The following is a 23067-nucleotide window of genomic DNA, read 5'->3' on the forward strand; positions in this document are numbered from 1 at the left end:
CGCGTGGTCTTAAATTTGCTAGGTTGGGTCCGGGGGCGTCGGACAGTCCAGCCTGACAAGCACAGGGGAACGAATATGCAATCCGGAAATTTGGGCGCTCGCGTCGATCGTGTGCTCGAGATGACCGTGGTCTGGGTTCTGGCTGCCAGTGTGATGGGTCTGTTGACCACACTGTTCGGCCATTTTCTGGCGCCGCAGATCTGTATTGCGGCCACACTGCTGACCGGGGTCTACGCCTGGCGTGTACGGGGGGGCGGGGTACCTGTCGCGCGTGTACCGGAATGGACGCATCTGGTTTTGCTTCTGCTGGTTTGCCTGTTCTTCCGCTTGCCCGCGTTCAATTACGTATTGGGTGGCCAAGACGAAGGGCTTTACGTCAACATTGCCCACTATATCGAGCACACCGGCGGTATCGAGGTTCGCGATACTGCCTTGGACAAGCTGCAGGGGTCACCCTTCGTCGACCGCTACCTCTCTGAGAATCGCCATGTACGGGCGTCTAGCGGACCGCTTAAAGGCGGTGACTTTGTCAGCGGCGTTTATATCAAGAACCCGACAGGCGACAGTCTCAGCTTTCAATTTTACCATCTATTTCCGGTCTGGATGGCTCTGTTCATTGGGAGTTTCGGCAGCACCTTTGGGGTCTACGCGCTCACTTTCTTTGCTCTGCTGTCGGTGTTGTTCATGTATCGACTGGCGCTGGAGCTTACTGATTCGCCACGGGCGGCGTTAATTGCGGGACTACTGCTGGCAATCAATCCATTGCATGCCTTCTTCTCGAAATTTCCGGTAACGGAGGTACCGACGTTGGCATTTTCCTTGATCGGATTTACCTATCTGACACGGTTCTGGAGTGCTGCGCCCAGTTCACGTCACAACCGCTGGCTGTTGCTGTCGATGCTGAGCTTCGGTGCACTGTTTGTCACCCGTATCAGTGGCTTCATGTACATCCCGTTTTTTGTCGCGATGGCGATGGCTGGCGCTGTCATGGATCAGGATCCTGTACGGCAGAGGAGCATGCAGCGCTGGGTGATGGGCGTTGTCGCCTTGTATGTATTGTCGGTGGGCTATGGTTTGCATTGGTCGCACCAGTACTCAGAGGATATTTACCGATCCTCTTTCGAACGCATCTTTCCCAGCCACTGGCGAGTCGAACTTGCGGCGGTCGTCGTTATCGGGATGCTGCTGTGGTGGGGCCTCACTGCCGCTGTGAATTCGGGTGCCGGTCGCGCTCTTGGCAAGAGCGTCATGACATTGGCGCGACGCGCGATTGGTCCGATCGTCTTGGTCGGTTTGGTCATTGGTACCTATAAGGTCTACCAGTTGGGCTGGACCGAGCATTTCCAAGGCGACCACGGACTGACTGTTGTCTGGGGACTGACTGGTAGTCATTGGCGGGCGGTGAGGGCCAGCAGCCTTGTCACCCTATTTGTTTATCTCGGGCCCCTGATGCCGGTGGCATTCGTGGGATGGGTCTTGCGTCGTCAGGACGATCCGCGAATCGAATTCCTGCGATTTTTTGTGGCCGGATTTTTTGTCTATATTGCTGTCCTGCTGTGGGTAATTCCGTATGGACCCTATTACGCTCGCTATCTGCTCAGCGAAATCGTTCCGTACATGCTTTTGTTTGTCTTGGTGATTTGGTCGCGCATGCCTTCGGGTTACGGGCGACACACGCTGAGTGTGGCCATGACGATTACCCTGATCTACAGCGGCATAGTCACGGCAGGGCAATTGGGCAAAAACGAAAGCGCCGGCTTGTATCAGTCCCTGGTGAAAATGTTGTCACCGGTGGACAGCAACGACGTTGTCTTGCTCGATGTCATGGGACCGGGCTTGCCGAACAACAGCGAGATCAAGACGCCGATCATGTTTACCCTCGGCCTCCCGGCAGTCACTATGAGTAGCGCGAGCCTGGCCGATCCGAGCTATATCGCTGCATTGAATGCACGCTACAACGATGTCTTCGTGCTTTCGCCCTCTGCGGATACGCCGAGCGGATTCCAGCTCATAGACAGCACTCTGATCAAGGTCTGGGCGTACCAATGGAATCATTCTTATCCGCACAGTATCTTCTTGCGCGAGAACATGAACCTTTACCTCTATCGCCTGGACAGGCCTATTTTCCCGCTCGGGCATCCTCAGGGATTCCAGGCGCCGGGTGCTTGGAATCAGTGGTTGGCAAGTGGCTGGAGTCAGCCGGAGAGCGCCGGGGTGTGGAGCAACGCCAAGTATGCCGAGATCGAGATCGACCCACGGGCGCTATCGCGGATCAGGCAGGGCATTCGTCTGACTTTCAGGATGAATGGCCTGATTACGGCAGCTCATCCACGGCAGCGGATACTGGTGAAGGTCAATGGGGTCCAAGTTGTCACCAGAACGATAACTTATCCTGATTCCCACTTGCTGCTCGATGTGGACATCCCGGCGGCAGACCTCGATTCGACGCAAAAGATCCAGGTCGCTTTCGATTTGCCGGATGCAGCAACGCCGAAATCACTCGGCATCAACGGCGATCAACGTCTGTTGGCCATCATGTTGGAATCGCTGACAGCATCGCCGCTTGATCCCGGCGGTCAGCTGTCGACGAAGCCGATTGTGCCGACTCCGATACCCACCAAGTCAAACCCAAGGCAGCGTTGAGAACCAGCCATGCTCAAATGTTTCAAAGCCTACGACATCCGCGGCCGCGTCCCGGATGAGTTGAATGAAGATGTGGCTTACCGCGTTGGCCGGGCATTTGCTCAGATCCTGCAGCCGCGAGAGGTGGTGGTCGGGTGCGACGTGCGGCTGGACAGTCCGCTGCTGGCGGCGGCGGTGGCGCGCGGGTTAAATGATGGTGGCGCAGCGGTGATCGACATCGGTCTGTGCGGCACCGAGGAGGTGTATTTCCAGACGGCGCACCGCGGTGTCGGCGGCGGTATCATGGTCACGGCCAGCCATAATCCAATGGACTACAACGGCATGAAGCTGGTGCGCGACGGCTCGCGACCGGTCAGCGGCGATACCGGCTTGCGCGATATCGAGGCGCTGACCGAGTCGGGCCGGTTCGTTCCGGTGGCAACGGTCGGCTCGCTGCGGGTGGATGCGGACAAGTCCGCTTATATCGAGCACTTGCTCGGCTACGTCGATCGCAGCGCCTTGCGGCCGCTCAAGATTGTGGTCAACGCCGGCAACGGCGGAGCTGGCGTGGTGATCGATGAACTGGCGCCGCATCTGCCGTTCGAATTCATCCGCATCCATCACGAACCGGACGGCCGTTTTCCGCATGGAATCCCGAATCCGCTGCTGCCGGAGAATCGCGCGGCCACGGCCGCGGCGGTGCGCGACAGCGGCGCCGACTTCGGCATCGCCTGGGATGGCGACTTCGACCGCTGCTTCTTCTTCGATGCCGACGGCGAGTTCATCGAGGGCTATTACCTGGTCGGGTTGCTGGCGGCGCAACTTTTGGCGAAGCATCCCGGCGGCAAGATCGTGCATGATCCGCGGCTGAGCTGGAACACCATCGACCTGGTCAAGGCTGCCGGGGGCGTGCCGGTTCTGTGCAAGACCGGGCATGCCTTCATCAAGGAGCGCATGCGGGCGGAGGACGCGGTCTATGGCGGCGAGATGAGCGCGCACCACTACTTCCACGATTTCGCCTATTGCGACTCCGGCATGATTCCCTGGTTGCTGATTGCCGAGCGGGTCAGCAGTAGCGGCATGACCCTGGCGCAGATGGTCGAGCAACGCATCGCCGCCTATCCATGCAGCGGCGAGATCAACTTCAAGGTAGCCGATGCGGCAGCCGTGGTGCAGCGGTTGCAGGATCGTTATGCGACGGCCGCGGCGGTGGCGATCGACCACACCGATGGACTCAGCGTGGAGTTTGCGCAATGGCGCTTCAACGTGCGCTCATCCAACACCGAGCCATTGCTGCGGTTGAATGTCGAGACTCGCGCTGACGCAGACCTGCTTGCCGCGAAGACGGCGGAGATCGAGGCACTTATCGCTGAATAGCCCTCAGGTGCCTGCGTCATCCGCAAGGTCAATGCCTAGCCATGAACAAGGTTGGGCGGGTCAGGCCATTTCTTCCGGTGGATAGCTCCGGAAGAGCCAGGAAGGCCGCCCGACATCGGCTTCGCGCCGATTGATCGAAGCGGTGAACAGGTACTGCCCGAGATCGTATTTGCGATTCGGTATTCCATTAATCAGAGCGCTTATCGCGGCAGCATTCCGAGCGTTGGGTGCAATGTCATCATGCACATTGGCCGTGTAAAAGGTCTCGACCTCGAATCCACAGTGCGCTAAGAGCAGCGAGAGTTCATGACGGGTGTATTCCCGGTTGTGACGCCCATAGGGCCCATATTTTGAATATGGATCGTAGATATTCCGCCCTTCGACAAACGCCGAGACGTTCTCCAGCCGTGCGGCATTCGGGGTGGTCAGGATCAACCGGCCCCCCGGCTTTAGGACGCGTTTCAGTTCCAGCATCGCATGCAACGGATCAACCGTGAGGTGTTCCAATACCTCACAAAACACGACCACGTCAAAGCTGTCTGTCTCGAACGGCAGTGTTGTCAATTCGAGATTGGCATTGTGATAGGCCAGCCTGATGTCTTGGGGATCATCATCAAACCCGGGAAAGGCGACGCGCTGTACCGCTTCATGCGTGTCGCCGCCAAAGTAGTTCACCAGGGTGAATTCGAGATCAGGTCGGAACTTCCTGAACAGCAGTGTCATGAAATAGGGATTGGCACCGATCTCGAGTGCCTTGCCGCGTGAATCTTCAGGCGCAAGGCCGAGGGTGTGAATAAATCTTTCAAGATCAGCATGGACATACGCTGCCATCTCGCCCCGGGCCGAGCCATCGATGCTGGCCGGTTCCAGTGCAGTCAGCAGCCGTTCCCTCCCGTATCCGGTCGGCAGAGGAAGAGCAGGCTGAAATTGGCGTGGATCAGTGACGTCGTCATGGCGGATCGACAAGAACTTGTTCTTCACGGCTCGGACCAGATTCATTGAATTCCTTGGCGATGGGTTGAGTTCAATTTTTCGGAGCTTGCATAGGTAGCTCGATGGTTTCGCGAACGGCGCCACCGGCAAATACTGAAGGGTGGTTCACCAGCCAGGGTAGGTGGATGCCCGCGTTTGCTCAGGCGCGACCGTAGACATCCTCCAGCCGTACGATGTCGTCTTCGCCTAGGTAGCTGCCGGACTGCACCTCGATCAGCTCCAGCGGCAACTTGCCGACGTTGCGCAGGCGATGCACGCTGCCCAGCGGCAGGTAGGTACTCTGGTTCTCGCTGAGCATGAACACCTCGTCGTTGCGCGTCACTTCCGCGGTGCCGGACACCACGATCCAGTGCTCGGCCCGGTGATGGTGCTTCTGCAAACTCAGTGCTGCGCCCGCCTTGACCACGATGCGCTTGACCTGGAAGCGTTCGCCCATGTCAATGGAGTCGTAGCTTCCCCAGGGCCGATATACCTTGCGATGGAACATGTGTTCCGGGCGGTCGGCGGCTTTCAACTGGTCGACCAGCTTCTTCACATCTTGCGCATGATCGCGAGCGGCCACCAGCACGGCGTCGGGCGTGTCGACCACAACCAGATCATGCACGCCGAGCAGTGCAACCATGCGACGATCCGTACTGCGGACAAAGCAATTGTCGCTGTCCAGCGCGAGCACATCGCCTTCAAGCCGATTGCCGTTGCCATCGCGTTCGGACGCAGCCCACAAGGCGGCCCAGGAACCGATGTCGCTCCACTCGCAACTGACCGGAACTACAGCGGCGCGCCGGGTTCTTTCCATGACGGCGTAGTCGATCGAATCTTCCGGAACCTTGGCAAACGCTTCCTTGTCGATGCGCACGAAATCGAGATCCGTATGCGCACCTTCGAAGGCCGCGGCGACGCCGGCATGGATCGATGGGGCTTGTTGCGCCAGCTCTTCAAGCAGGCGACTCGCCTGGAACAGGAACATGCCCGAATTCCAGTCGTAGGTGCCGGTATTCAGATAGGACTCGGCGGTGGCGCGGTCGGGCTTCTCCACGAAGGCGTCAACCTGGTAGCCGCTGTCGTTCAGTGGATTGCCGCGGCGGATGTAGCCGAACCCGGTTTCCGGGGCATCCGGACGAATGCCGAAGGTGACCAGCCAACCATCTGCAGCCATTGGCAACGCCTTGCGCACGGCATCGCCAAAGCTGTCCTTATCGCCGATAAGGTGGTCGGCGGGAAGCACCAGCAAGGTGGCATCGGGATCCCTGCTCAAGGCCTGCAGTGCAGCGAGTGCGATGGCTGGCGCAGTATTGCGAGCGACCGGTTCGAGCAGGATCGAGGCATCGGAGACGCCAAGCATCTGCAACTGCTCGGCAACAAGGAAGCGATGATCCTCGCTGCAGACCACGATCGGGCTGACCGCGCCAGGCAGCGTCTGCGCACGCGCCACGGTTTGCTGGAACAGTGTCGAGTCACCGGCGAGCGGGAGGAACTGCTTGGGCAGGTTCTTGCGCGACAGCGGCCATAGCCGGGTGCCGCTGCCGCCACTGAGGATGACGGGAATCAACATGAAGAACTCCTTTTCAAGGTTCAAGTTCAAGTGGCGTAAGGTTGCGCCGCCGCAGGATTGCCGGCATCCGTTTGGGCAGTGCAGGCGCCGACGTCTAAGTTCTCCAAGTGTAATACTCCGACTTGCCCGAAGTCTGAGGAGGCCTTGAATGGCTGAAGCGGCTGCATGTCATGGGAGGGTTGCGCGATTGCGTCGACTTAGTTGGCGAGATAACGTCAGCAACGCCATGATTACGCTCAGTGCGAGCGTCCAGGCTCTGCTTGATCCACTACTCGGCTGGAAGACTCCGCTGACACTGTACGACCGGCTCCGGGATTGATGCGTCCGGGCATGGATCCGGTGAAGCATGCGTACATGCTTGGATCAATCCCGATCACGACGGTCGTAGCTCATTTTCTTCAGACGGGTGTTGATGTTTTCCATCAGCTTGCGATTAGTGGCGATCAAGTCACCGATCAGCCCCATCATGTACAGCAACATGCCGAGCGTGACGCACAGCGAGGCGAGGATGACCGACTGCACGTGGCCTTCGCCGCTGTGGTCGAGATAGTAATAAAGGAAGCGTGCGCCCGCAGCGAGGCCGATCAGCCAGAATACCGAGCCCACGTAGAAGAACAGCGCCAAGGGACGGTAGATCACGAAGACGCGGAGGATTGTCACCAGCGAACGCTTGACGTAGCTGGAGATGCTCTTGACCAGTCGCGACGGGCGCAGGTCGCCGTTGGTGCGAATCGGCACGGAAACGATGGTCAGGTTGCTCTGGCCCGCCTGGATGATGGTTTCCAGTGTGTAGGTATAGGCGTTGAACACGTTGAGGCGCATGGCCGCTTCGCGCGACATTGCGCGGAAGCCGCTCGGGGCATCGGCGACGTCGGTCTTGCTGGCCACGCGCACGGCCCAACTGCCAAGTCGCTGCAGCTTTTTCTTGATCCAGGAAAAATGTTCGGTCTCGTCGATCGGTCGCGCACCGATGACGATGTCGGCCTCGTGGGCCAGCACCGGCGCAGTAAGCTTGGGAATGTCGGCACCACAGTACTGGTTGTCCGCATCGGTATTGACGATGACGTCAGCGCCGAGGCTCAGGCATGCATCGAGGCCGGACATGAAGCCGACGGCCAAGCCCCGATTCACCGGGTGGCGCACGACGTGATGGACACCGCTCTGACGGGCAACTTCCGCTGTGTTGTCAGTCGAGCCGTCGTCGATGATCAGCCATTCAACGGAGTCAAAACCCACGACTTCACGAGGCAGTTCAGCCAAGGCGATCGCCAGCGTCTCGGCTTCATTGAGGCAGGGAATCTGGATGATGAGTTTCATGGATATCCTTTACCTACCGATTAGGGGGCTGCTGCAGATTTAAGTCGTGCTTGGCGGCGCCGATTGAGGAGGATCTGACCGGGTTGCTCTATGTACTTGTAGGTCAAATGCGACAATGAGATAAGAAGGAGAAAATATAAAGCCATGATCGGTAAATCATTGTAAATTAGTGTAATTTCACAGTAACTGCAAATGACAACGAACAATAGTTGCAGAGGGAAATGAACAAGATAGATGGAATAAGATATTTCACCTAAAAAAACAAGTGGCCGCAATTCGAGAAATTTTTTGATGTTCTTTGACTTAAAAACGGTGGCAAGCACAAGTGCTGACAGAGCAATGACAGCAAGATACGAAACGACACTCGCATGAGGTCGTCGCGTATTCATGAAGATAATGAGAGCCGTAATTACTGCGAGAACTAAAAAGTCCCACGCCCAGGAAGGTAGCCTTGAGTAGGCAAGCCAACCGCGGCGATGTGCGAGTTGCAACATGATGCCGGTACCGAAACCAAGCATGCAGCGAACCAACTGTGCATCAAGATATCCGAGCACTCGGTCACCGTTGACAATGCTATGCGAAGACACGAAAAGCAATATGCATATTGCCAAACTGGAAAGAAGGTAAACGCCGCGCAACAGGAGCGTGCTTGCAATAAATGCGAGGAACGCAATATTGACAACAAATTCGGTCGATATCGACCATGCGGGGCCATTGAAGGAATAACCTTCCTGAAACCCAATACCGTTGATCATCGCGAGATTGAGTAAAAAATGATATCCATTATTGAACGTATAAATAAAAGGAGCGTCGCCATGGCTTGTTAGAAGCCACTGCAAAATTGCCACAATAAGGAGTGTAAAAAAATGTAGCGGATAGAGGCGCGCAATTCGGGAGCGAACGTTCGCGCCCAAGCGATGCCTGCGACTATCTGTCCAGTAGGCCCGGGTAATGACGTATCCGGAGAGGACAAAAAAGAAGTCAACGAGGAGGTAACCTGCACGATAAAATGGCGTAAACACACCGGCAAGCGGGTGCGCCTGAAAGTGAGCGCCGTAATGCCATAGAACCACGCCTAGTGCGGCTAAGCCACGCAAGCTATCGAAAGCCTTGATACGTCCGGTTTCCGAACGAGCGCAAATGCTATTCATCGAATAGTATCCTTGGTATTTGTTGCATGCCGTTCTGCAGTTCACATGACCGAATGAACCTTCTCACGCGCCAGTCAAGACGCTTCTTTGCCAAATAGTGTGCTCGCGTCGTTGAACACGGCGCGAAACTATCATATTGAGTCAGAATGGGCATTGCTTTGAATTCCCCGTTGCATGTTGCGCAAAATAAGCCCTAGAACGAAGGCCAATCCATCGCCAATGGTGGTGATAAGGCGTAATGCGGCTGCGGCTGCTGTGGCTGCTTCAATACCAAATAATGGGCTGAGTCCTAACAATAAGATAATTTCACGTATACCAAGTCCAGCCGGCGCGCCAGGGATGAGAAATCCCAGTAGCCACGCAGCTGCATAGACGCCCGTTGTATCGATCCAGTATGGGGCGCTGAAATTACCTGAAAAGGCGATGCATAGGAGATACAGGGCTGTCCCCCCAATCAGAAAACTCGCGCAATGAGTTGACCATGCGGCGGCTAGTAACGGAAACTTCTCGCGGCGAACTAGTTGGGCGATATGCCCCAACTGGCGGATTACCATTCTTCGTGCCGCCGGAAGCAGCATGACAATGCCGGGAAATGCAACAAACGCGGCGATCAGGATGGCCACCGTTCGGGTATTTGCAGATCCTTTGTCGCTCGCAACTTGGATCAGAAGATGCAACGCAGGAAAACTGGCCGCAAAGGCTGCGAAGAGGACGAGCATTGTATCCATGAGCATGCTGCCAAGCACGATCTCTGTTGGCAATCCTTCACGCTTGGCAAGCAGGACGCGACCGACATGATGACCGACATTGCCGGGCAAGTATTTCGCAAACTGCGACAACAACAGGATCTGCAGCATGACGCGGTAGCCCAACGGATAACCCAATGCTTTAAGTGAGCGACCCCATGCAAAAGTTACTAGCGCATACGTCCCAATGTACAGAATCAAAGTTAGCGCAAGGGCGGGCCAGACCCATTTTGCCCATTTCATGTGGGTAAACACGTCCCAATGAACGGCAACAGAGCGGAAGAAGAAAAATCCACAGGCCAAACTGATCAAGAGTCCGGCGATTGTAAGAAGACGCTTCATGACTGCAGCGGTTTAAGCATGAAGACAAATGTAGGAATGATCGGTAGAGCGGGCGAAAGTGACCAGTCCGGTAGGACGCCATTGACAAGGCGGGTTATGGGATGGCGTGGGTGCTCGATCGTCAGCGTGGTGCGGAGTGCGTTCAATGTGACGTCGTTAATTTGGAGGTGGGCATCGTGGAATAGAGTCATTGCCTTCCGCGCACTCAACGGCTGACAATCGTAGTAACTGCCGCGCTTGAAGAGCCGCACGTATGCATCGCTGATCCGTTGGGGCAGCCAGCTAAGCAGAGGGAGCCGGTAATGTGGTTCTATGATTCGCCACTTGTTCGGCACTGCGAGATAGATCAGACCATCAATCTTCAATACCCTTCTTATTTCCTTCAGGTGATGCAGCTGCGCGTTGCGATCACCGACGTGTTCGATAACATGGTTGCTGACTATAAGGTCGAAGCTATGATCCGGGTAGGGAAGCGTTGTGCCGTGCACTTGTTGAAAGATATAGCCGTCCTTTTCCACTCGATTGTCTGCGACATCGACGGCAAAAACGTTAAGTCGGCCATGCCCAGCGGTAGCCAATGCGTTCGAAATGATGCCGGAGCCGCAGCCCACCTCTAGGATGTCGCGAGCAGCATCGAATCGCTCCTCGCCTACCAGGCTGATGATTTTTTCGGATTTGAGCAGCCGGCTATCGCGATCACTGATGGCATGCGCTCGTCGTTCTTGATTGGACATAATGCTTTCCATTGCCACAGGGGTTCTAGCAATAGTACGAATTTTGGTCTCAGGGGAGAGCCGTATCTCTGGTAGATGAGCCCTTTTCGAGTAGGAGCAATTCGTTGCAAAGCGACTGCCAGCTATTACTCGCCTTAAAATTACGGACACCATCTGACAATAGCTGCGCCTGCGTGCGGTTCATCTGGCGCAAGACACTAGCCAACTCCCTTGGATCGTTCGGGGTCACCAGTTTGCCGGTATAGCCATCGATAACCACATCCGGAAGCCCGCCGGTGCGCGATGCAATTATTGGTTTGTTGTAATGAAAAGCTACCGAAGCAACAGCGCTACCTGTTGCTGCGCGATATGGAAGCACTACGAAGTCGGCCCTCTCAAAATACTCGGCGGCTTCTTCGTCACTCATGTAGCTTAGATAAGCTTCGATTTCTTGGTGCCTGGAAAGCTGTTCCAGCAGTGCAGAGGGATCACCCCAGTACTCACCAATCACCGTTAAATGAACATCAGGATCACTCAGCTGGTGCATTGCGTCAATCAGCACATCCAGCCCTTTGTAGGGGCGAATAAAGCCAAAGAACAATAGTTCCAGGCGCCCCCGCTTGCGCAATTTATGCTGCGCTTGCGGATAATGGCCGTATACCGGAATTGGGTGTTGTGCTACCGGGATGTTGGGTTTCTCTAGCAGAAGTCTTCTTTTATGCTCGCTAGAATGAACGAGATAGGCGTCAGCCATGTTGAGTGCCCACCGTGAAATCGTTGACTTCAGAGCGCCCGAATCATGATCAACCAAGTTGTGGCAAATGAGTACGATCCGAATACCTCGCCTCTTCAGTAAGTACGCCATTAAGACAAAGCACGGTGCCCAAAACACTGTCCACCAATGAAACACGACCATGTCGGGGAGTTCACTTGCGATCCTGCGGGAGGTTCTCCACCACGTGAATGGATTGATCGAGTCGATGGTGTAGTGCACCCCCGGCTCTCTGTAGGTGCCTAGAGCGGGATCGCGGTCGTTGGCACCGGGGTACAGCAGCTTCGGGTATTGGCGTGAAAACGAGAACATGCTGACCTGCACGCCTATGTCCTTCAGCGCGCGAAACAACATGCTGTTGTAGTGTGATATTCCTCCCCGAAACGGAAGTACCGGACCGACCACGCAAATGCGAGGCGGTCGAAGAGTGTTGTCACTGGTCGTCATGAATCAGCGCCTGAAGGTCACGCGCCCAGCGCCGCTTCCAGCTCCGGAATAATCTTGAACAAATCCCCCATCAAACCAAAGTCGGCAATCTCGAAGATCGGCGCCTCGCCGTCCTTGTTGATCGCCACGATGGTGCCGGCGTCCTTGATGCCGGTGAGGTGCTGGATCGCGCCGGAGATGCCGATGGCCATGTACAGCTCCGGGGCGATGATCTTGCCGGTCTGGCCGACCTGCATTTCATTCGGGCAGTAACCGGCATCGACGGCGGCGCGTGAGGCGCCGACGGCGGCGCCGATCCGGTCGGCGAACTTGTAGATGATGTCGAAATTCTCCTTCGAGCCGACGCCGCGGCCACCGGAGACGACCTTGCTGGCGCTCTGCAGGTCCGGGCGGTCGCTGCTGCCCTGCTTGAGTTCGACAAAGCGGGTATGCGTGGGCAGGGCTGCGTCGACGGTCAGTGCTTCGACCGGCGCGTTGTTGGCGCCACTGGGAGCCGCTGGCCAGGAGGCGGTGCGGATGGTGGCGACAACGGTGTGTGCCGCATCCGCCTCGACCGTGATGATGGCGTTGCCGGCGTAGATCGGTCGCGTGAAGGTATGTGCAGCCTCCACGCTCATCACGTCGCTGACCTGGGCCACGCCGAGCAAGGCGGCCACGCGCGGGGCGACGTCCTTGCCGAACGTGGTCGAAGGCGCGAAGACGTGGCTGTAGCCGGTGGCGGCCTTGGCGATCTGCGGCGCCAGCACGGCGGCCAGTGGATGCGCGTTCTCGGGGCGGGCGACGGTGAGTACGCGGCTCACGCCCTCGATCTTCGCCGCTTCGGCGGCGACGGCTTCAGGCGCATCGGACAGCACCAGCACGTCGATCGCTTCGCCCTTCACCGCGCTGGCGGCACTTACGGCGCGCGCGGTGGAGGAGTTGAGTTTGCCGTCGAGGTGTTCGGCGATGACGAGGATCTTGCTCATATATGTCTCCGAAACTTCTTTGTGTGTAGGAGCCCACTTGTGGGCGATGCTGCTGCTCTGGAATCTACGGACTTCGAAAAAGGGCATCGCCCGCGAGCGGGCTCCTACACGGGTAGGGGGTTACAGCAGGCCTTTCTGTTTCAGCGCGGCAACCAGTTCGGCCGCGTCCTTCACCATCACGCCCTTGCTGCGTTTGGCGGGTGCCGCGTACTGCGTGGTTTTCAGGTGGTCGTGCGCCTCGACGCCGAGCGAGCCGAATTCGATGCTGTCGATCGGCTTGGACTTGGCCTTCATGATGTCCGGAAGCTTGATAAAGCGCGGTTCGTTGAGGCGCAGGTCGGTGGTGATCACCGCCGGAAGATCCACCTCGATCGCTTCGAGGCCGGCGTCGACTTCGCGGGTCACCTTGGCCTTGCCGTCAGCCACCTCGACCTTGCCGGCGAACGTGGCTTGCGGGCGATCCCACAGTGCCGCGAGCATCTGGCCGGTCTGGTTGGCGTCGTCGTCGATTGCCTGCTTGCCGAGGATCACCAGGCCCGGCTGCTCCTTCTCGATCAGCTTGAGGAATACGCGCGCGGCGGTCAGTGGCTGCACCGCGTCGGCAGTCACCACGTGGATCGCCCGGTTCGCGCCCATCGCCAGGCCATTGCGCAGGTGCGCGGTGAGATCGGCGGGGCCGATACCGACCACGATCACTTCCTCGGCGATGCCCTTTTCGCGCAGACGCAGCGCCTCTTCCAGCGCGATGTCGTCGAACGGGTTGGCGGACAGCTTGACGCCGTCGGTGACCACACCGCTGCCGTCGGGCTTGACCTGGATGCGCACGTTGTAGTCCACGACGCGCTTGTAGCCGACCAGAATTTTCATCTGCGATTCCTGTCTCGTTGGCTGCCCCGGTGTCGGGGCGCGTGAACGCCCATTCTAGCCGGCATCAAACCTTTGCATGAAGTGATTGCGCCGGAACCGCCGAGGCGCAGGGCTCAGCCGCTACGCTGTGCGTAGGGATAGGAGGAGATTGTTCTGCCTTCTTCCTGACCCGTCAGCGAGGCTGCGCTCTTCGTGGTGAAGCCATTCGCTGTGGCGCAGAGGCTGAACATGCGCTCCACCGCATGCGCCAGGGTGCCGTCGAGTTGAGCCGCCTCGGCTTCGAAATCCAGCACTTCGAGGTGCGCGTCCAGCAGCATCCGCAATGCCGCGGGGCGCAGCCAGAACATGCTGCCGGCGACGAAGCTGTCGCTCATGGCCTCGGGCGCCGGGATACCGGCACGGCGACAGAGGTAGTCGACATTGGCCTGGTTTTCGCCCCAGTAGTAGTGCAATGGCTGCAGGTGGCCTTCGGCGTGGACGATGCCCAGGGTGGGGTCATCGGCGAATGCCTCGAGGATGCGGCTGGCCCGCTCGGGTGCAAGCAGCTTGTCGAGCAACTCGTTTCGCCAGGCGTCACCGTCTTCGCGATGCGTGGAGCGCTTGCCATGCAGCTTCAGCACGGTCACGACGCCTTCGTCGAGCAATCGGTTGGCGACATGGAGAAAGGGCAGGATGTCGCGGCCACGGTTTTCGAACACCTCGATCTCGGCGTCGAGATGCAATTTCGCCGCACGCTTTCGTACGACCTGTTCCTGCTCGCTGGCCGTGGTGATGATGATCCGCCAGGGGATGCCGCTGGATCGCAATGCTCCGACGAGTTCGTCCAGCAAATCCGGATACCAGATGTGGATGACCGCGCAGGGTCGCAGATCGGGAACAGGTACGGGGGCGAGGGCTTGGCGAGTGGCTTCCAGCCACGCGTGGCCGAGCCGGATATCCGGCTCCAGCACGGCACCTTCAGCCCATTCGTTCCAGGCGTTGATGAACACCAGTGGTTGCGTCGGAAAACGTCGGGTGGCGATGGCGATGGCGTGGCGCAGCCAGTCGCGATAGCCGCGTGGCGAAGCATGCGCAAATACGGCGCCGCGACCGCTCCGGCGCGGCTCGTTGTCCCAGCCGGGATTGACGCCGGGGTAACGCGGATACGCCGGTTCGGATTGCGTCACGGACTGACGGACGTTTTCGCGCCAGTCGTGGACGTCGCCGTGATAGTCCGGATTGATCAGCTGCTGTCGCGCGGTGATCAGTTTTGGGGTCGGGCTGTTGGGCGGGAATTCCACGGCCGCGTCGAAGCCGATGTCGCGTGGGTCGATGCGATCGAAACTCTGTACGTAGGCGAGGTGAATTTCCCCGATGCCATGGTTGCGGCACCACTCGCGCCAGCGCGCGACGGTCGCCTTCGGGTCCGACAGCAGGCCGGGGCGGTAGAGCAGCAGCAGCGGCTTGCCGTCGACGCGCAGGTAACGCGGATCCGCCAGGTAGCACGCGATGTATTCGATGAAGGCGAGGTCGTCGGCAGCGCTGTGCTGCTGTCCGATGAGAATGTCGGTTGCCCGGCCGTCCCATCGACGCGACCAGTTTTCATTCGCCCAGCAAAGACACAGCGGAAGATCCAGGGAGGGGTCGTTCAGCCATTGGCGCAACGGCGCTTCCAGCAAGGTCTTGCCGGCGAACCAGTAGAAATAAGTGCAGAACGCGCCTATGCCGTACTCGCGCGCGAGCTGCATCTGCCGGCGCATGACATCGGGAACGCGCAAGTCGTAAAAGCCCAGATCCGCGGGTAACCGCGGTTGCGCGTGCCCCTCGAACTGCGGCAGCGCACGCGTCACGTTGCGCCACTCGGTGAAACCCTCGCCCCACCATGCGTCGTTCTCCGGAATCGGGTGGAACTGCGGCAGATAGAAGGCCACCAGGGTGGCGGGCAGTGGTTCGGGCAGGGGCCCCTTGCGGCGCGCGACATGGCCGATGGCGCGCCCCGCCGCGTGAAGTCGCGGGCGACGCTTCACGGGGGCCGTAACGTCAGTCTGCCCACGTGGCCCCGGCGGCAGCAGATCGGCGTGCCGATCGAGAAAATACTGGCGGCACCGGTCGCGTGCGGCGCCCGACATGGGCGTCAGGCGGAACCCGGCGCGCAACACGAAGAACATGTAGCGCTTGGCGAAATGGCGTAGTGACATGATGACCTTTGGCAATGACGACGGAAGCATCGAGGTTGAGGTGCCCATGGTCAATTCGGCATGCGACGCCGGTATCGTCGGCACACCGGGCGCCGACCATGGCAAGGGTCCGTCGGCCAATCAGCATATCCGCACCGTGGCGGGCTTGCATGCGTTCCGCGCGCGTTGGCGCATCGAGTCACTTCGGGTGTCGTACCGCTTGAACCATTTGGCACCGTCGCAGCAGACGCATTGGCTGTGCTGCCGGTAGCACTCGGACTACAATCGCTCCGCCGGCCGGCCCATCGGCAACTGCATGCAGGCATGGTGGCAGGCCATCCGGAGCAAGCCGGGCTCTCCACCGCGAGCCACCTCGCAGGGGCGAGCATCGTGAAACCAGTGCGTCACCTGCTCCGCGGCAGCAGGAATCGGGAGAGTTATGCCTGCAGTACGAAATGAACGAGTGGCGATCCTGCTGGCAACCTTCAACGGCGAGCGTCATCTGTCCAGGCAGCTCGACTCGATCCTCATGCAGGATCACCGGGACTGGGTGATTTTCGCGTCCGATGACGGCTCCAGCGACCGGACACTTTCCATACTGGATGAATTCCGGGCGAAAGCAGGCCCCGATCGACTGGTACTCCTTGAGGGCCCGCGAGCCGGTTACGCGGCAAATTTCGTGTCGCTTTTGCATCAGTCGTCTGTCACTGGTGATTTCTACGCGTTTTGCGACCAGGACGATTGGTGGGAGCCGAACAAGCTGAGCAGGGCACTGGAATGGATCAGGCAACAGCCTGCAGATCGTCCCGCGCTCTATTGCGGCAGAACCCGGCTGATCGATGTCGAGGGGCGGTCAGTCGGCTATTCGCCGCTCTTTGCGCGCAAGCCCGGTTTCAGGAACGCGCTGGCGCAGAGTCTGGCGGGGGGCAATACCATGCTGCTGAATGCGGCGACCCGCGAGTTGATGATGCAGGCGCCTGAAGGACTACCCGTGACGTCGCATGACTGGTGGGCTTATCTGGTGGTGACCGGTTGTGGCGGCAGCGTCCACTACGATGCCGTACCCACCGTGGGCTACCGCCAGCACGAAGCCAACCTGATCGGATCCAACGCGGGCATCGCGTCGCGTCTGGATCGACTGAAGAAGATGTTGTGCGGAAGCTACAAGGTCTGGAACGACATCAACCTGACCGGGCTGCAAGTTCTCGAGACGAAGCTGACGCAGGACAACAGGCGAATCCTGGCGTTGTTCAACGACGTCAGGAACGCCTGGATCCTCAAGCGGCTCTGGTCACTGGCTCGTTCGGGCATCTATCGTCAGACCATGGCCGGCAACCTGGGCATGGTGCTGGCCGTGATGCTGCGCAGGTTCTGATTGCCGCGTCGTGGTCCGGTTGCGGCGAAATCACAGGTTCTGGTAATTCGGCCCCGACCCGCCTTCGGGCGTGACCCAGGTGATGATTTCGTAAGGGTCCTTGATGTCGCAGGTCTTGCAGTGCACGCAGTTGGCGGCGTTGATCTGCAGGCGCTTTCCGGCGTCGTCCTCCACGATCTCGTAGACGTTGGCCGGACAGAAGCGCGTGCACGGGTTGTCGTATTCGGTGGTGCAGCGGTCGATGCAGATGCTGGTGTCGGCCACGTGCAGGTGGATCGGCTGATCTTCGTCGTGCTCGGTGGCAGCGAAGTAGACGCCGGCGAGGCGGTCGCGTGGGGGCAGCGTGCGCTGCACGTAGTCGCGCTTGGGTTCTTCCTGCGTACCGAGCTTGTGCAGCGATGACCAGTCGGCCTTGTTCTTCAGCGTCCACGGCGACAGGCCGACAGTGACGGTTTCCCATGCCGCGTTGAGCAGGCCGAACCACAGGCCCTTCTTGAACGCAGGCTTGATGTTGCGCACCTTCTTCAGCTCGGCCATCACTTCGGAGCCGCGCAGTTTTGCGTCGAAGCCGGTGGCGTCCAGACCGTTCGCGGCGAGGTGTTCGGCGGCCAGCATGCCGCTCTTCAGCGCCTGGTGCGTGCCCTTGATCTTCGGCACGTTGAGCAGGCCGGCCGTGTCGCCGATCAGCAGCGCGCCGGGCATCTCGCATTTGGGCAGCGACTGCCAGCCGCCGGTGACGATGGCGCGGGCGCCGGCAGAGAGGATGGTGCCGTCTTCCAGCAGCGGCTTCACCATCGGGTGGTTCTTCCACTGCTGGAACGCCTCCCACGGCTTGTATTCGGGATCGCTGTAGTCGAGCCCGCTGATGTAGCCGAGCGCGATGCGGTCCTTGTCCAGGTGGTACAGGAAGCTGCCGCCATAAGTATGCGTGTCGGCGGGCCAGCCGATGCTGTGCACGATCTTGCCCGGGGTGACGCGGCCGGCCGGCACCTGCCACAGCTCCTTGATGCCGATGGAGTAGCCCTGCGGGTCGCTGTCGGCATCGAGCTTGAAGCGCTTGATCAACTGCTTGGTGAGGCTGCCGCGGGCGCCTTCGGCCAGCACGGTGACCTTCGCCTTGATGTCGATGCCCTCGGTGTAGCCGGGCTTGTGCGTGCCGTCCTTCGCCACGCCCATGTCGCCGATGCGCACGCCGGCGACCGAACCATCCTCGTTATATATGGTGTCGGCGGCAGCGAAGCCGGGGAACACGTCGACGCCCAGCGCTTCGGCCTGCGGCGCCAGCCAAGCGCACATCGCGCCCAGCGAAACGATGAAGTTGCCGTGGTTGCGCATGCCCGGCGGCACCGGCAGCTTGTTCCCGCCGTCCTTGCTCAACAGCCAGAACTCGTCCTCGCCGGCCGGCACGCAGATCGGCGGCGGGTTGTCGCGCCAGCCGGGCAGCAGGGCATCCAGCGGCTGCGGTTCGATCACCGCGCCGGACAGGATCTGCGCGCCGATGGTCGAGGCCTTCTCGATCACGCACACGTTCACGTCGGGCTTGAGCTGCTTCAGACGGATCGCGAACGACAGGCCGGCCGGACCTGCGCCGACGACGACAACGTCGTATTCCATGGTTTCGCGTTCGCTCATGGCGGACTCCATCGTGCGGGTGTGTGTGCTGCAGGCGATTGCCGTGCGTGGCGGTATGGATCAAGGCGCCATTGTCCGGTTTCGCGCGCTGCGCGGCAACGCGTGCTGCGCCACCACTTGCAATCGTTTCACCGGACGCGGCGATAATCGGGCCATATCCGAAGGAGTGTTCATGAATTCGATGCCGCCGATTGCCGATCTCGACCTGCGTCGCGCCTCGCTGTGCCAGTTGCTGCACTGGCTGGCGGGCGGCCGCGTACAACCGCAGGCGCTGGCCGATGCCTACCAGACCGCGATCGAACGGCTCAATCCCGAACTCAATGCTTATGTCGATGTACGTTACGGCCTGCTGCAGGAACAGGCGCACATGGCCGACCGCCGTCGCCGTGACGGCGTGATCGGACGCCTCGACGGCATTCCGCTGGCTTTGAAAGACAACTTCGACATGGCCGGTTGGCCGACCCGGGTCGGTCTGCCGGGTCGCGAGAAACCGGTGCAAAGCGATGCCCACGTGGTGTCGCGGCTGCGCGCGTCCGGCGCGGTGCTGGTGGGCAAGACCAACATGGACGAAGGCGCGCTGGGCGCGGTCACCGACAACCCGCATTTTGGCGCGACCCACAATCCGCATCGGCACGGCTACAGCGCCGGCGGCTCCTCCGGCGGCGCGGCGGCCGCGGTGGCGGCGGGACTGGCGGTGGCCGCGATCGGTTCGGACAGTCTCGGCTCGATCCGCATCCCGGCCAGCTATTGCGGCGTGTATGCGTTGAAGCCGACGCACGGCGAAATTTCCGCTCGCGGCCTGGTGCCGGCGGCGCGCCGGCTCGATGCGGTGGGCCTGCTGGCGCGCAGCGCGGATGACCTCACCGTGCTGCTGCAGGTACTCGCCGGTTACGATGCCGACGACGCGCGCTCGCGCCGGCGCCGGGTTGCCTTTGCCTTGCCGGACTGGGAGCCGGGCAACCTGCGCGCCGGTCTGCTGCCGGACCTGGCGGCGGTCGGCGTACAGGCGGAAGTGATCGAGGTGTTCGAGGCGGCGCTGGCGAAATTGCCCCATGCGTTGGGCGATCGTCGCACGGTGGATTTCGCCGACTGGGATTTCAGCCGCACCCGCCGCGCCGGGCTGATGCTGATGGAGGCGGAGATGCTGGGCACCTTCGCCGCGGATCTGGCCAATGCGGAGCATCCCGTATCCGCGCGCTTCCGCAACATGCTGGGTTTCGCAGCCGGCAAGAGCGCGGCCGATTATGCGGTGGCCGATCGTGTGCTCGATGCGGCCACCCTGAAGATGCGCCGGCTGTTCGCCCAGGTCGACGTGCTGGTATTGCCGACCACGCCGCAAGGGGCCTTCCCGCTGGATGGTCCGGCGCCCGATTCGCAGGCCGACCTGACCAGCTTCGCCAGCCTGGCCGGATGCCCGGCGGTGAGCCTGCCGATGGGCACGCTCTCCAATGGTCTGCCCATCGGCCTGCAATTGGTGGGTGCGCGCGGCTCGGATCTGCGCCTGCTGGAACTGGCGGCGGTATGTGCGGCCACGCTGGATGTCGAACCGACCTATCCGGTGCTGGCCTGAATGGCACTTACTTAAGGCCACCCGACTCCCAACCGTTCGCGCTGAGCGTAGCCCGCGTAGCGGGCGGAGTCGAAGCGCCACCAGGCATGGACAGCTCATCGTCGGTATGTCCTTCGACTTCGGCCTTCGGCCTACTCAGGACGAACGGGGGCTTAAGTTAAGTGCCATTCGGTACTGGCCTGATCCGCACTGCCGGGTCCGTCGCGCTTGGATTGCCCCGGGCCGGCGGCGATAATGCAGGCCTTTCCCCGCCAGGCAAACCGCGATGACCGAACAGACCGTACTCAACGCCACCCATCGCGCGCTGGGCGCGCGGATGGTCGACTTCGGCGGTTGGGACATGCCGATCAACTACGGCTCGCAGATCGAGGAGCATCACGCGGTGCGCCGCGACGCCGGCATGTTCGACGTCTCGCACATGACCGTGATCGACTTGCATGGCGCACGCACGCGGGAGTTCCTGCGCCACCTGCTGGCCAACAGCGTCGACAAGCTGAAGGTCACGGGCAAGGCGCTGTACTCGTGCATGCTGAACGAGCGCGGCGGCGTGATCGATGACCTCATCGTGTACTTCTTCGACGAAGCGCATTTCCGGCTGGTGGTGAACGCGGCCACGCGCGCGAAGGATCTGGCCTGGATCGAACGGCAGGCGCAGGCGTTCGGCGTGGAAGTGAAGGAGCGGCCCGATTTCGCGATGATCGCCGTGCAGGGGCCGAACGCGCGCGCGAAGGTGCTCGACCTGCTGCACGAGGTCGATCGCCCGCGCATCGGCAAGCTCGGCAAGTTTGCAGCCGCCGCGGCGCAGGGTCCGCACGGGATGCCGTTGTTCGTCGCGCGTACCGGCTATACCGGTGAGGATGGCTTCGAGATCATCGTGCCGAGGGAGCACGCGGTGGCGTTGTGGGAGGCGCTGGCCGCGGCCGGCGTCGCGCCGTGCGGCCTCGGCGCGCGCGACACGCTGCGGCTGGAAGCCGGCATGAACCTGTATGGCCAGGACATGGACGAGAGCGTGCTGCCTTGGGAAGCCAACCTGGGCTGGACGATCGCGCTGGACGAAGGGCGCGACTTCATCGGTCGCGCCGCGCTCGAGCAGCAGAAGGCCGCCGGCGTACCGCGCGTGATGGTCGGGCTGGTACTGGATGGCAAGGGTGTGCTGCGGCACGGCCAGAAAGTGCTGACGGCGAATGGCGAGGGCGAGATCCTTTCCGGCAGTTTTGCACCGACGCTCGACAAGGCCGTGGCTTTCGCGCGGATCCCGGCCGGCGCACCGGGCGACGTGCGGGTCGACATCCGCGGCCGCGAGGTGCCGGTGCGGCTGGTGAAGTATCCGTTCGTGCGCGACGGCAAGCCCTGCGAAGGGATCTGAACGCTTGACGCCGCCGTCACGTTTTTTGACGTGACGGATGAGGCTAGAATCACTCCCCTGCAACCCTCTGCAACCAACGACTGGACCCGATCATGAGCGAGATTCCCGGCGATCTGAAATTCCTCAAGTCCCACGAATGGGCCCGCGTCGAAGACGATGGCCTGGTTCGCGTGGGCATCTCCGACCACGCGCAGGGTCAGCTCGGCGATCTGGTCTATGTCGAGTTGCCGGAAGTGGGCTCGGCCGTGAAGGCGGGTAACGGCGCCGCCGTGGTGGAGTCGGTGAAGGCCGCCTCGGACATCTACTCGCCGGTGTCCGGCGAGATCGTCGAGGTCAACGAGCTCCTCAACGACAAGCCGGAGACCATCAACGAGGACGCGTTCGGCGAAGGCTGGATCTTCCTCGTGCGCCCCAGCGATCGCGCCGAGCTGGACGAGCTGCTCGATGCGAACGAGTACGAGGAAGTCATCGAGAACGAAGACCACTGAGTTCTCCGTCATCCATGTGCGATGTGCCGGCCGCCACGTGCGGCCGGCATCGTTTTCGGACCGGCGTTCCGGCATGCGACGAGTGCCGTTCCGATCGCGCACGAATGTCTTGCGCACGGAGGCGTGATTTGCGTCGGCGATGGCGAGCATGCGTCGACATGTCGTTTGCGATGAAGTCGCGATGGACGTCCGCGACAAGATGGCGAAGATGGCGCGAGAGGATTCGTCGCGGCCCTCCCGATCGACGATCGAGAGGCATGGCCAGTCGACCCGCCGTCGCCGCGGCGAGGGTTCCGCGATGCTCGCGGAAGATCCGGTTCGAAAAATATTCGACCTGTTTCAGTGGCGTTCCGTTCATGTAGGACGGGCGTTGCAGTCGGTCGAAATCTGCCGGCTTCGCATGGCCTCCTGTTGCAACGATTTGTCGGCCGGAGAATTGCGCGATGTCATGAAATCGTTGTGCCACAAAGGTTTCAAGCGATATTGCTGTTTTTCGTTGAATTTCGTATGGATGTATAGACGTCCATTTAATGAATAGGGCGAATGCCCCCGAGGCCATGCTGCAACGGGCTTTGGCCCGGTCTGGGGGGTGATCGAGGGGTTTGATTTCATGGCT

Annotated in this window: 19 protein-coding genes; 8 read left to right on the plus strand and 11 right to left on the minus strand. The window is 60.3% G+C overall.

Annotated features, from left to right (window positions below):
• The first annotated feature begins 75 nt into the window (after nucleotides 1-75).
• Complete coding sequence (locus CIW53_RS02305) at nucleotides 76-2643, plus strand: phospholipid carrier-dependent glycosyltransferase (protein ID WP_172969560.1); 2568 nt, start codon at nucleotides 76-78, stop codon at nucleotides 2641-2643.
• 9 nt (nucleotides 2644-2652) lie between these two features.
• Nucleotides 2653-3999, plus strand: coding sequence for a phosphomannomutase (locus CIW53_RS02310; protein WP_149363078.1), 1347 nt, complete (start codon nucleotides 2653-2655; stop codon nucleotides 3997-3999).
• A 60-nt stretch (nucleotides 4000-4059) separates the two neighbouring features.
• On the opposite strand, the gene CIW53_RS02315 is transcribed toward CIW53_RS02310, so the two are convergent.
• From CIW53_RS02315 to CIW53_RS02360, 10 genes are all read right to left on the minus strand, one after another.
• The gene (locus CIW53_RS02315) at nucleotides 4060-4998 is read right to left on the minus strand and encodes a class I SAM-dependent methyltransferase (RefSeq protein WP_197736604.1); all 939 of its coding nucleotides are present in this window, start codon (nucleotides 4996-4998) and stop codon (nucleotides 4060-4062) included.
• A gap of 133 nt (nucleotides 4999-5131) precedes the next feature.
• A complete protein-coding gene (locus tag CIW53_RS02320) occupies nucleotides 5132-6544 on the minus strand; it encodes a mannose-1-phosphate guanylyltransferase/mannose-6-phosphate isomerase (protein WP_149363079.1) in 1413 nt (470 codons plus the stop codon).
• A gap of 363 nt (nucleotides 6545-6907) precedes the next feature.
• Nucleotides 6908-7861 (minus strand): glycosyltransferase family 2 protein, encoded by a 954-nt coding sequence (locus CIW53_RS02325; RefSeq protein WP_149363080.1) that lies wholly within the window; start codon nucleotides 7859-7861, stop codon nucleotides 6908-6910.
• A 20-nt stretch (nucleotides 7862-7881) separates the two neighbouring features.
• Nucleotides 7882-9012, minus strand: a complete 1131-nt coding sequence (locus CIW53_RS02330; RefSeq protein ID WP_149363081.1) for an acyltransferase — start codon at nucleotides 9010-9012, stop codon at nucleotides 7882-7884.
• A 131-nt stretch (nucleotides 9013-9143) separates the two neighbouring features.
• On the minus strand, nucleotides 9144-10100 hold the full coding sequence (locus CIW53_RS02335) for a lysylphosphatidylglycerol synthase domain-containing protein (protein ID WP_149363082.1): 957 nt from the start codon (nucleotides 10098-10100) through the stop codon (nucleotides 9144-9146).
• A complete protein-coding gene (locus tag CIW53_RS02340) occupies nucleotides 10097-10834 on the minus strand; it encodes a class I SAM-dependent methyltransferase (protein WP_172969561.1) in 738 nt (245 codons plus the stop codon). Before CIW53_RS02340 ends, CIW53_RS02335 begins: the two co-directional genes overlap by 4 nt.
• A gap of 49 nt (nucleotides 10835-10883) precedes the next feature.
• Complete coding sequence (locus CIW53_RS02345) at nucleotides 10884-12032, minus strand: glycosyltransferase family 4 protein (protein WP_149363084.1); 1149 nt, start codon at nucleotides 12030-12032, stop codon at nucleotides 10884-10886.
• Between the two features lie 17 nt (nucleotides 12033-12049).
• Nucleotides 12050-12997, minus strand: a complete 948-nt coding sequence (locus tag CIW53_RS02350) for an FAD-binding protein (protein WP_149363085.1) — start codon at nucleotides 12995-12997, stop codon at nucleotides 12050-12052.
• A 120-nt stretch (nucleotides 12998-13117) separates the two neighbouring features.
• On the minus strand, nucleotides 13118-13864 hold the full coding sequence (locus CIW53_RS02355; protein WP_149363086.1) for an electron transfer flavoprotein subunit beta/FixA family protein: 747 nt from the start codon (nucleotides 13862-13864) through the stop codon (nucleotides 13118-13120).
• Between the two features lie 113 nt (nucleotides 13865-13977).
• The gene (locus CIW53_RS02360; RefSeq protein WP_149363087.1) at nucleotides 13978-16041 is read right to left on the minus strand and encodes a glycoside hydrolase family 99-like domain-containing protein; all 2064 of its coding nucleotides are present in this window, start codon (nucleotides 16039-16041) and stop codon (nucleotides 13978-13980) included.
• Between CIW53_RS02360 and CIW53_RS02365 the strand changes: the two genes are divergently transcribed.
• Both CIW53_RS02365 and CIW53_RS02370 read left to right on the plus strand, forming a co-directional pair.
• Nucleotides 16040-16291: a hypothetical protein gene (locus CIW53_RS02365; RefSeq protein WP_149363088.1), complete on the plus strand. Its 252-nt coding sequence runs from the start codon at nucleotides 16040-16042 to the stop codon at nucleotides 16289-16291. The two genes, CIW53_RS02360 and CIW53_RS02365, sit on opposite strands and share 2 nt — an antisense overlap.
• A gap of 192 nt (nucleotides 16292-16483) precedes the next feature.
• Nucleotides 16484-17395, plus strand: a complete 912-nt coding sequence (locus CIW53_RS02370) for a glycosyltransferase family 2 protein (protein ID WP_197736605.1) — start codon at nucleotides 16484-16486, stop codon at nucleotides 17393-17395.
• Between the two features lie 30 nt (nucleotides 17396-17425).
• On the opposite strand, the gene CIW53_RS02375 is transcribed toward CIW53_RS02370, so the two are convergent.
• Complete coding sequence (locus CIW53_RS02375; protein ID WP_149363090.1) at nucleotides 17426-19027, minus strand: electron transfer flavoprotein-ubiquinone oxidoreductase; 1602 nt, start codon at nucleotides 19025-19027, stop codon at nucleotides 17426-17428.
• Between the two features lie 172 nt (nucleotides 19028-19199).
• Between CIW53_RS02375 and CIW53_RS02380 the strand changes: the two genes are divergently transcribed.
• The 4 genes from CIW53_RS02380 (at nucleotide 19200) to CIW53_RS02395 (ending at nucleotide 22989) form a co-directional block, all read left to right on the plus strand.
• Nucleotides 19200-20597, plus strand: coding sequence for an amidase (locus tag CIW53_RS02380; protein WP_149363091.1), 1398 nt, complete (start codon nucleotides 19200-19202; stop codon nucleotides 20595-20597).
• A gap of 265 nt (nucleotides 20598-20862) precedes the next feature.
• Nucleotides 20863-21963, plus strand: a complete 1101-nt coding sequence (gene gcvT / locus CIW53_RS02385; protein ID WP_149363092.1) for a glycine cleavage system aminomethyltransferase GcvT — start codon at nucleotides 20863-20865, stop codon at nucleotides 21961-21963.
• Between the two features lie 92 nt (nucleotides 21964-22055).
• The gene (gcvH, locus tag CIW53_RS02390) at nucleotides 22056-22451 is read left to right on the plus strand and encodes a glycine cleavage system protein GcvH (RefSeq protein WP_149363093.1); all 396 of its coding nucleotides are present in this window, start codon (nucleotides 22056-22058) and stop codon (nucleotides 22449-22451) included.
• A 148-nt stretch (nucleotides 22452-22599) separates the two neighbouring features.
• Nucleotides 22600-22989, plus strand: a complete 390-nt coding sequence (locus CIW53_RS02395; RefSeq protein ID WP_149363094.1) for a hypothetical protein — start codon at nucleotides 22600-22602, stop codon at nucleotides 22987-22989.
• The last annotated feature ends 78 nt before the right edge of the window (nucleotides 22990-23067 follow it).

The organism is Rhodanobacter sp. T12-5, assembly GCF_008329435.1.
GTDB lineage: Bacteria > Pseudomonadota > Gammaproteobacteria > Xanthomonadales > Rhodanobacteraceae > Rhodanobacter.

What these genes read in the sequence shown, in the direction of transcription:
- CIW53_RS02305 (WP_172969560.1), top strand. Translation starts at nt 76, where the DNA reads ATGCAATCCGGAAATTTGGGCGCTCGCGTCGATCGTGTGCTCGAGATG.
- CIW53_RS02310 (WP_149363078.1), top strand. Translation starts at nt 2,653, where the DNA reads ATGCTCAAATGTTTCAAAGCCTACGACATCCGCGGCCGCGTCCCGGAT.
- CIW53_RS02315 (WP_197736604.1), bottom strand. Translation starts at nt 4,998, where the DNA reads ATGAATCTGGTCCGAGCCGTGAAGAACAAGTTCTTGTCGATCCGCCAT.
- CIW53_RS02320 (WP_149363079.1), bottom strand. Translation starts at nt 6,544, where the DNA reads ATGTTGATTCCCGTCATCCTCAGTGGCGGCAGCGGCACCCGGCTATGG.
- CIW53_RS02325 (WP_149363080.1), bottom strand. Translation starts at nt 7,861, where the DNA reads ATGAAACTCATCATCCAGATTCCCTGCCTCAATGAAGCCGAGACGCTG.
- CIW53_RS02330 (WP_149363081.1), bottom strand. Translation starts at nt 9,012, where the DNA reads ATGAATAGCATTTGCGCTCGTTCGGAAACCGGACGTATCAAGGCTTTC.
- CIW53_RS02335 (WP_149363082.1), bottom strand. Translation starts at nt 10,100, where the DNA reads ATGAAGCGTCTTCTTACAATCGCCGGACTCTTGATCAGTTTGGCCTGT.
- CIW53_RS02340 (WP_172969561.1), bottom strand. Translation starts at nt 10,834, where the DNA reads ATGTCCAATCAAGAACGACGAGCGCATGCCATCAGTGATCGCGATAGC.
- CIW53_RS02345 (WP_149363084.1), bottom strand. Translation starts at nt 12,032, where the DNA reads ATGACGACCAGTGACAACACTCTTCGACCGCCTCGCATTTGCGTGGTC.
- CIW53_RS02350 (WP_149363085.1), bottom strand. Translation starts at nt 12,997, where the DNA reads ATGAGCAAGATCCTCGTCATCGCCGAACACCTCGACGGCAAACTCAAC.
- CIW53_RS02355 (WP_149363086.1), bottom strand. Translation starts at nt 13,864, where the DNA reads ATGAAAATTCTGGTCGGCTACAAGCGCGTCGTGGACTACAACGTGCGC.
- CIW53_RS02365 (WP_149363088.1), top strand. Translation starts at nt 16,040, where the DNA reads ATGATGACCTTTGGCAATGACGACGGAAGCATCGAGGTTGAGGTGCCC.
- CIW53_RS02360 (WP_149363087.1), bottom strand. Translation starts at nt 16,041, where the DNA reads ATGTCACTACGCCATTTCGCCAAGCGCTACATGTTCTTCGTGTTGCGC.
- CIW53_RS02375 (WP_149363090.1), bottom strand. Translation starts at nt 19,027, where the DNA reads ATGAGCGAACGCGAAACCATGGAATACGACGTTGTCGTCGTCGGCGCA.
- CIW53_RS02380 (WP_149363091.1), top strand. Translation starts at nt 19,200, where the DNA reads ATGAATTCGATGCCGCCGATTGCCGATCTCGACCTGCGTCGCGCCTCG.
- gcvT (WP_149363092.1), top strand. Translation starts at nt 20,863, where the DNA reads ATGACCGAACAGACCGTACTCAACGCCACCCATCGCGCGCTGGGCGCG.
- gcvH (WP_149363093.1), top strand. Translation starts at nt 22,056, where the DNA reads ATGAGCGAGATTCCCGGCGATCTGAAATTCCTCAAGTCCCACGAATGG.
- CIW53_RS02395 (WP_149363094.1), top strand. Translation starts at nt 22,600, where the DNA reads ATGCGTCGACATGTCGTTTGCGATGAAGTCGCGATGGACGTCCGCGAC.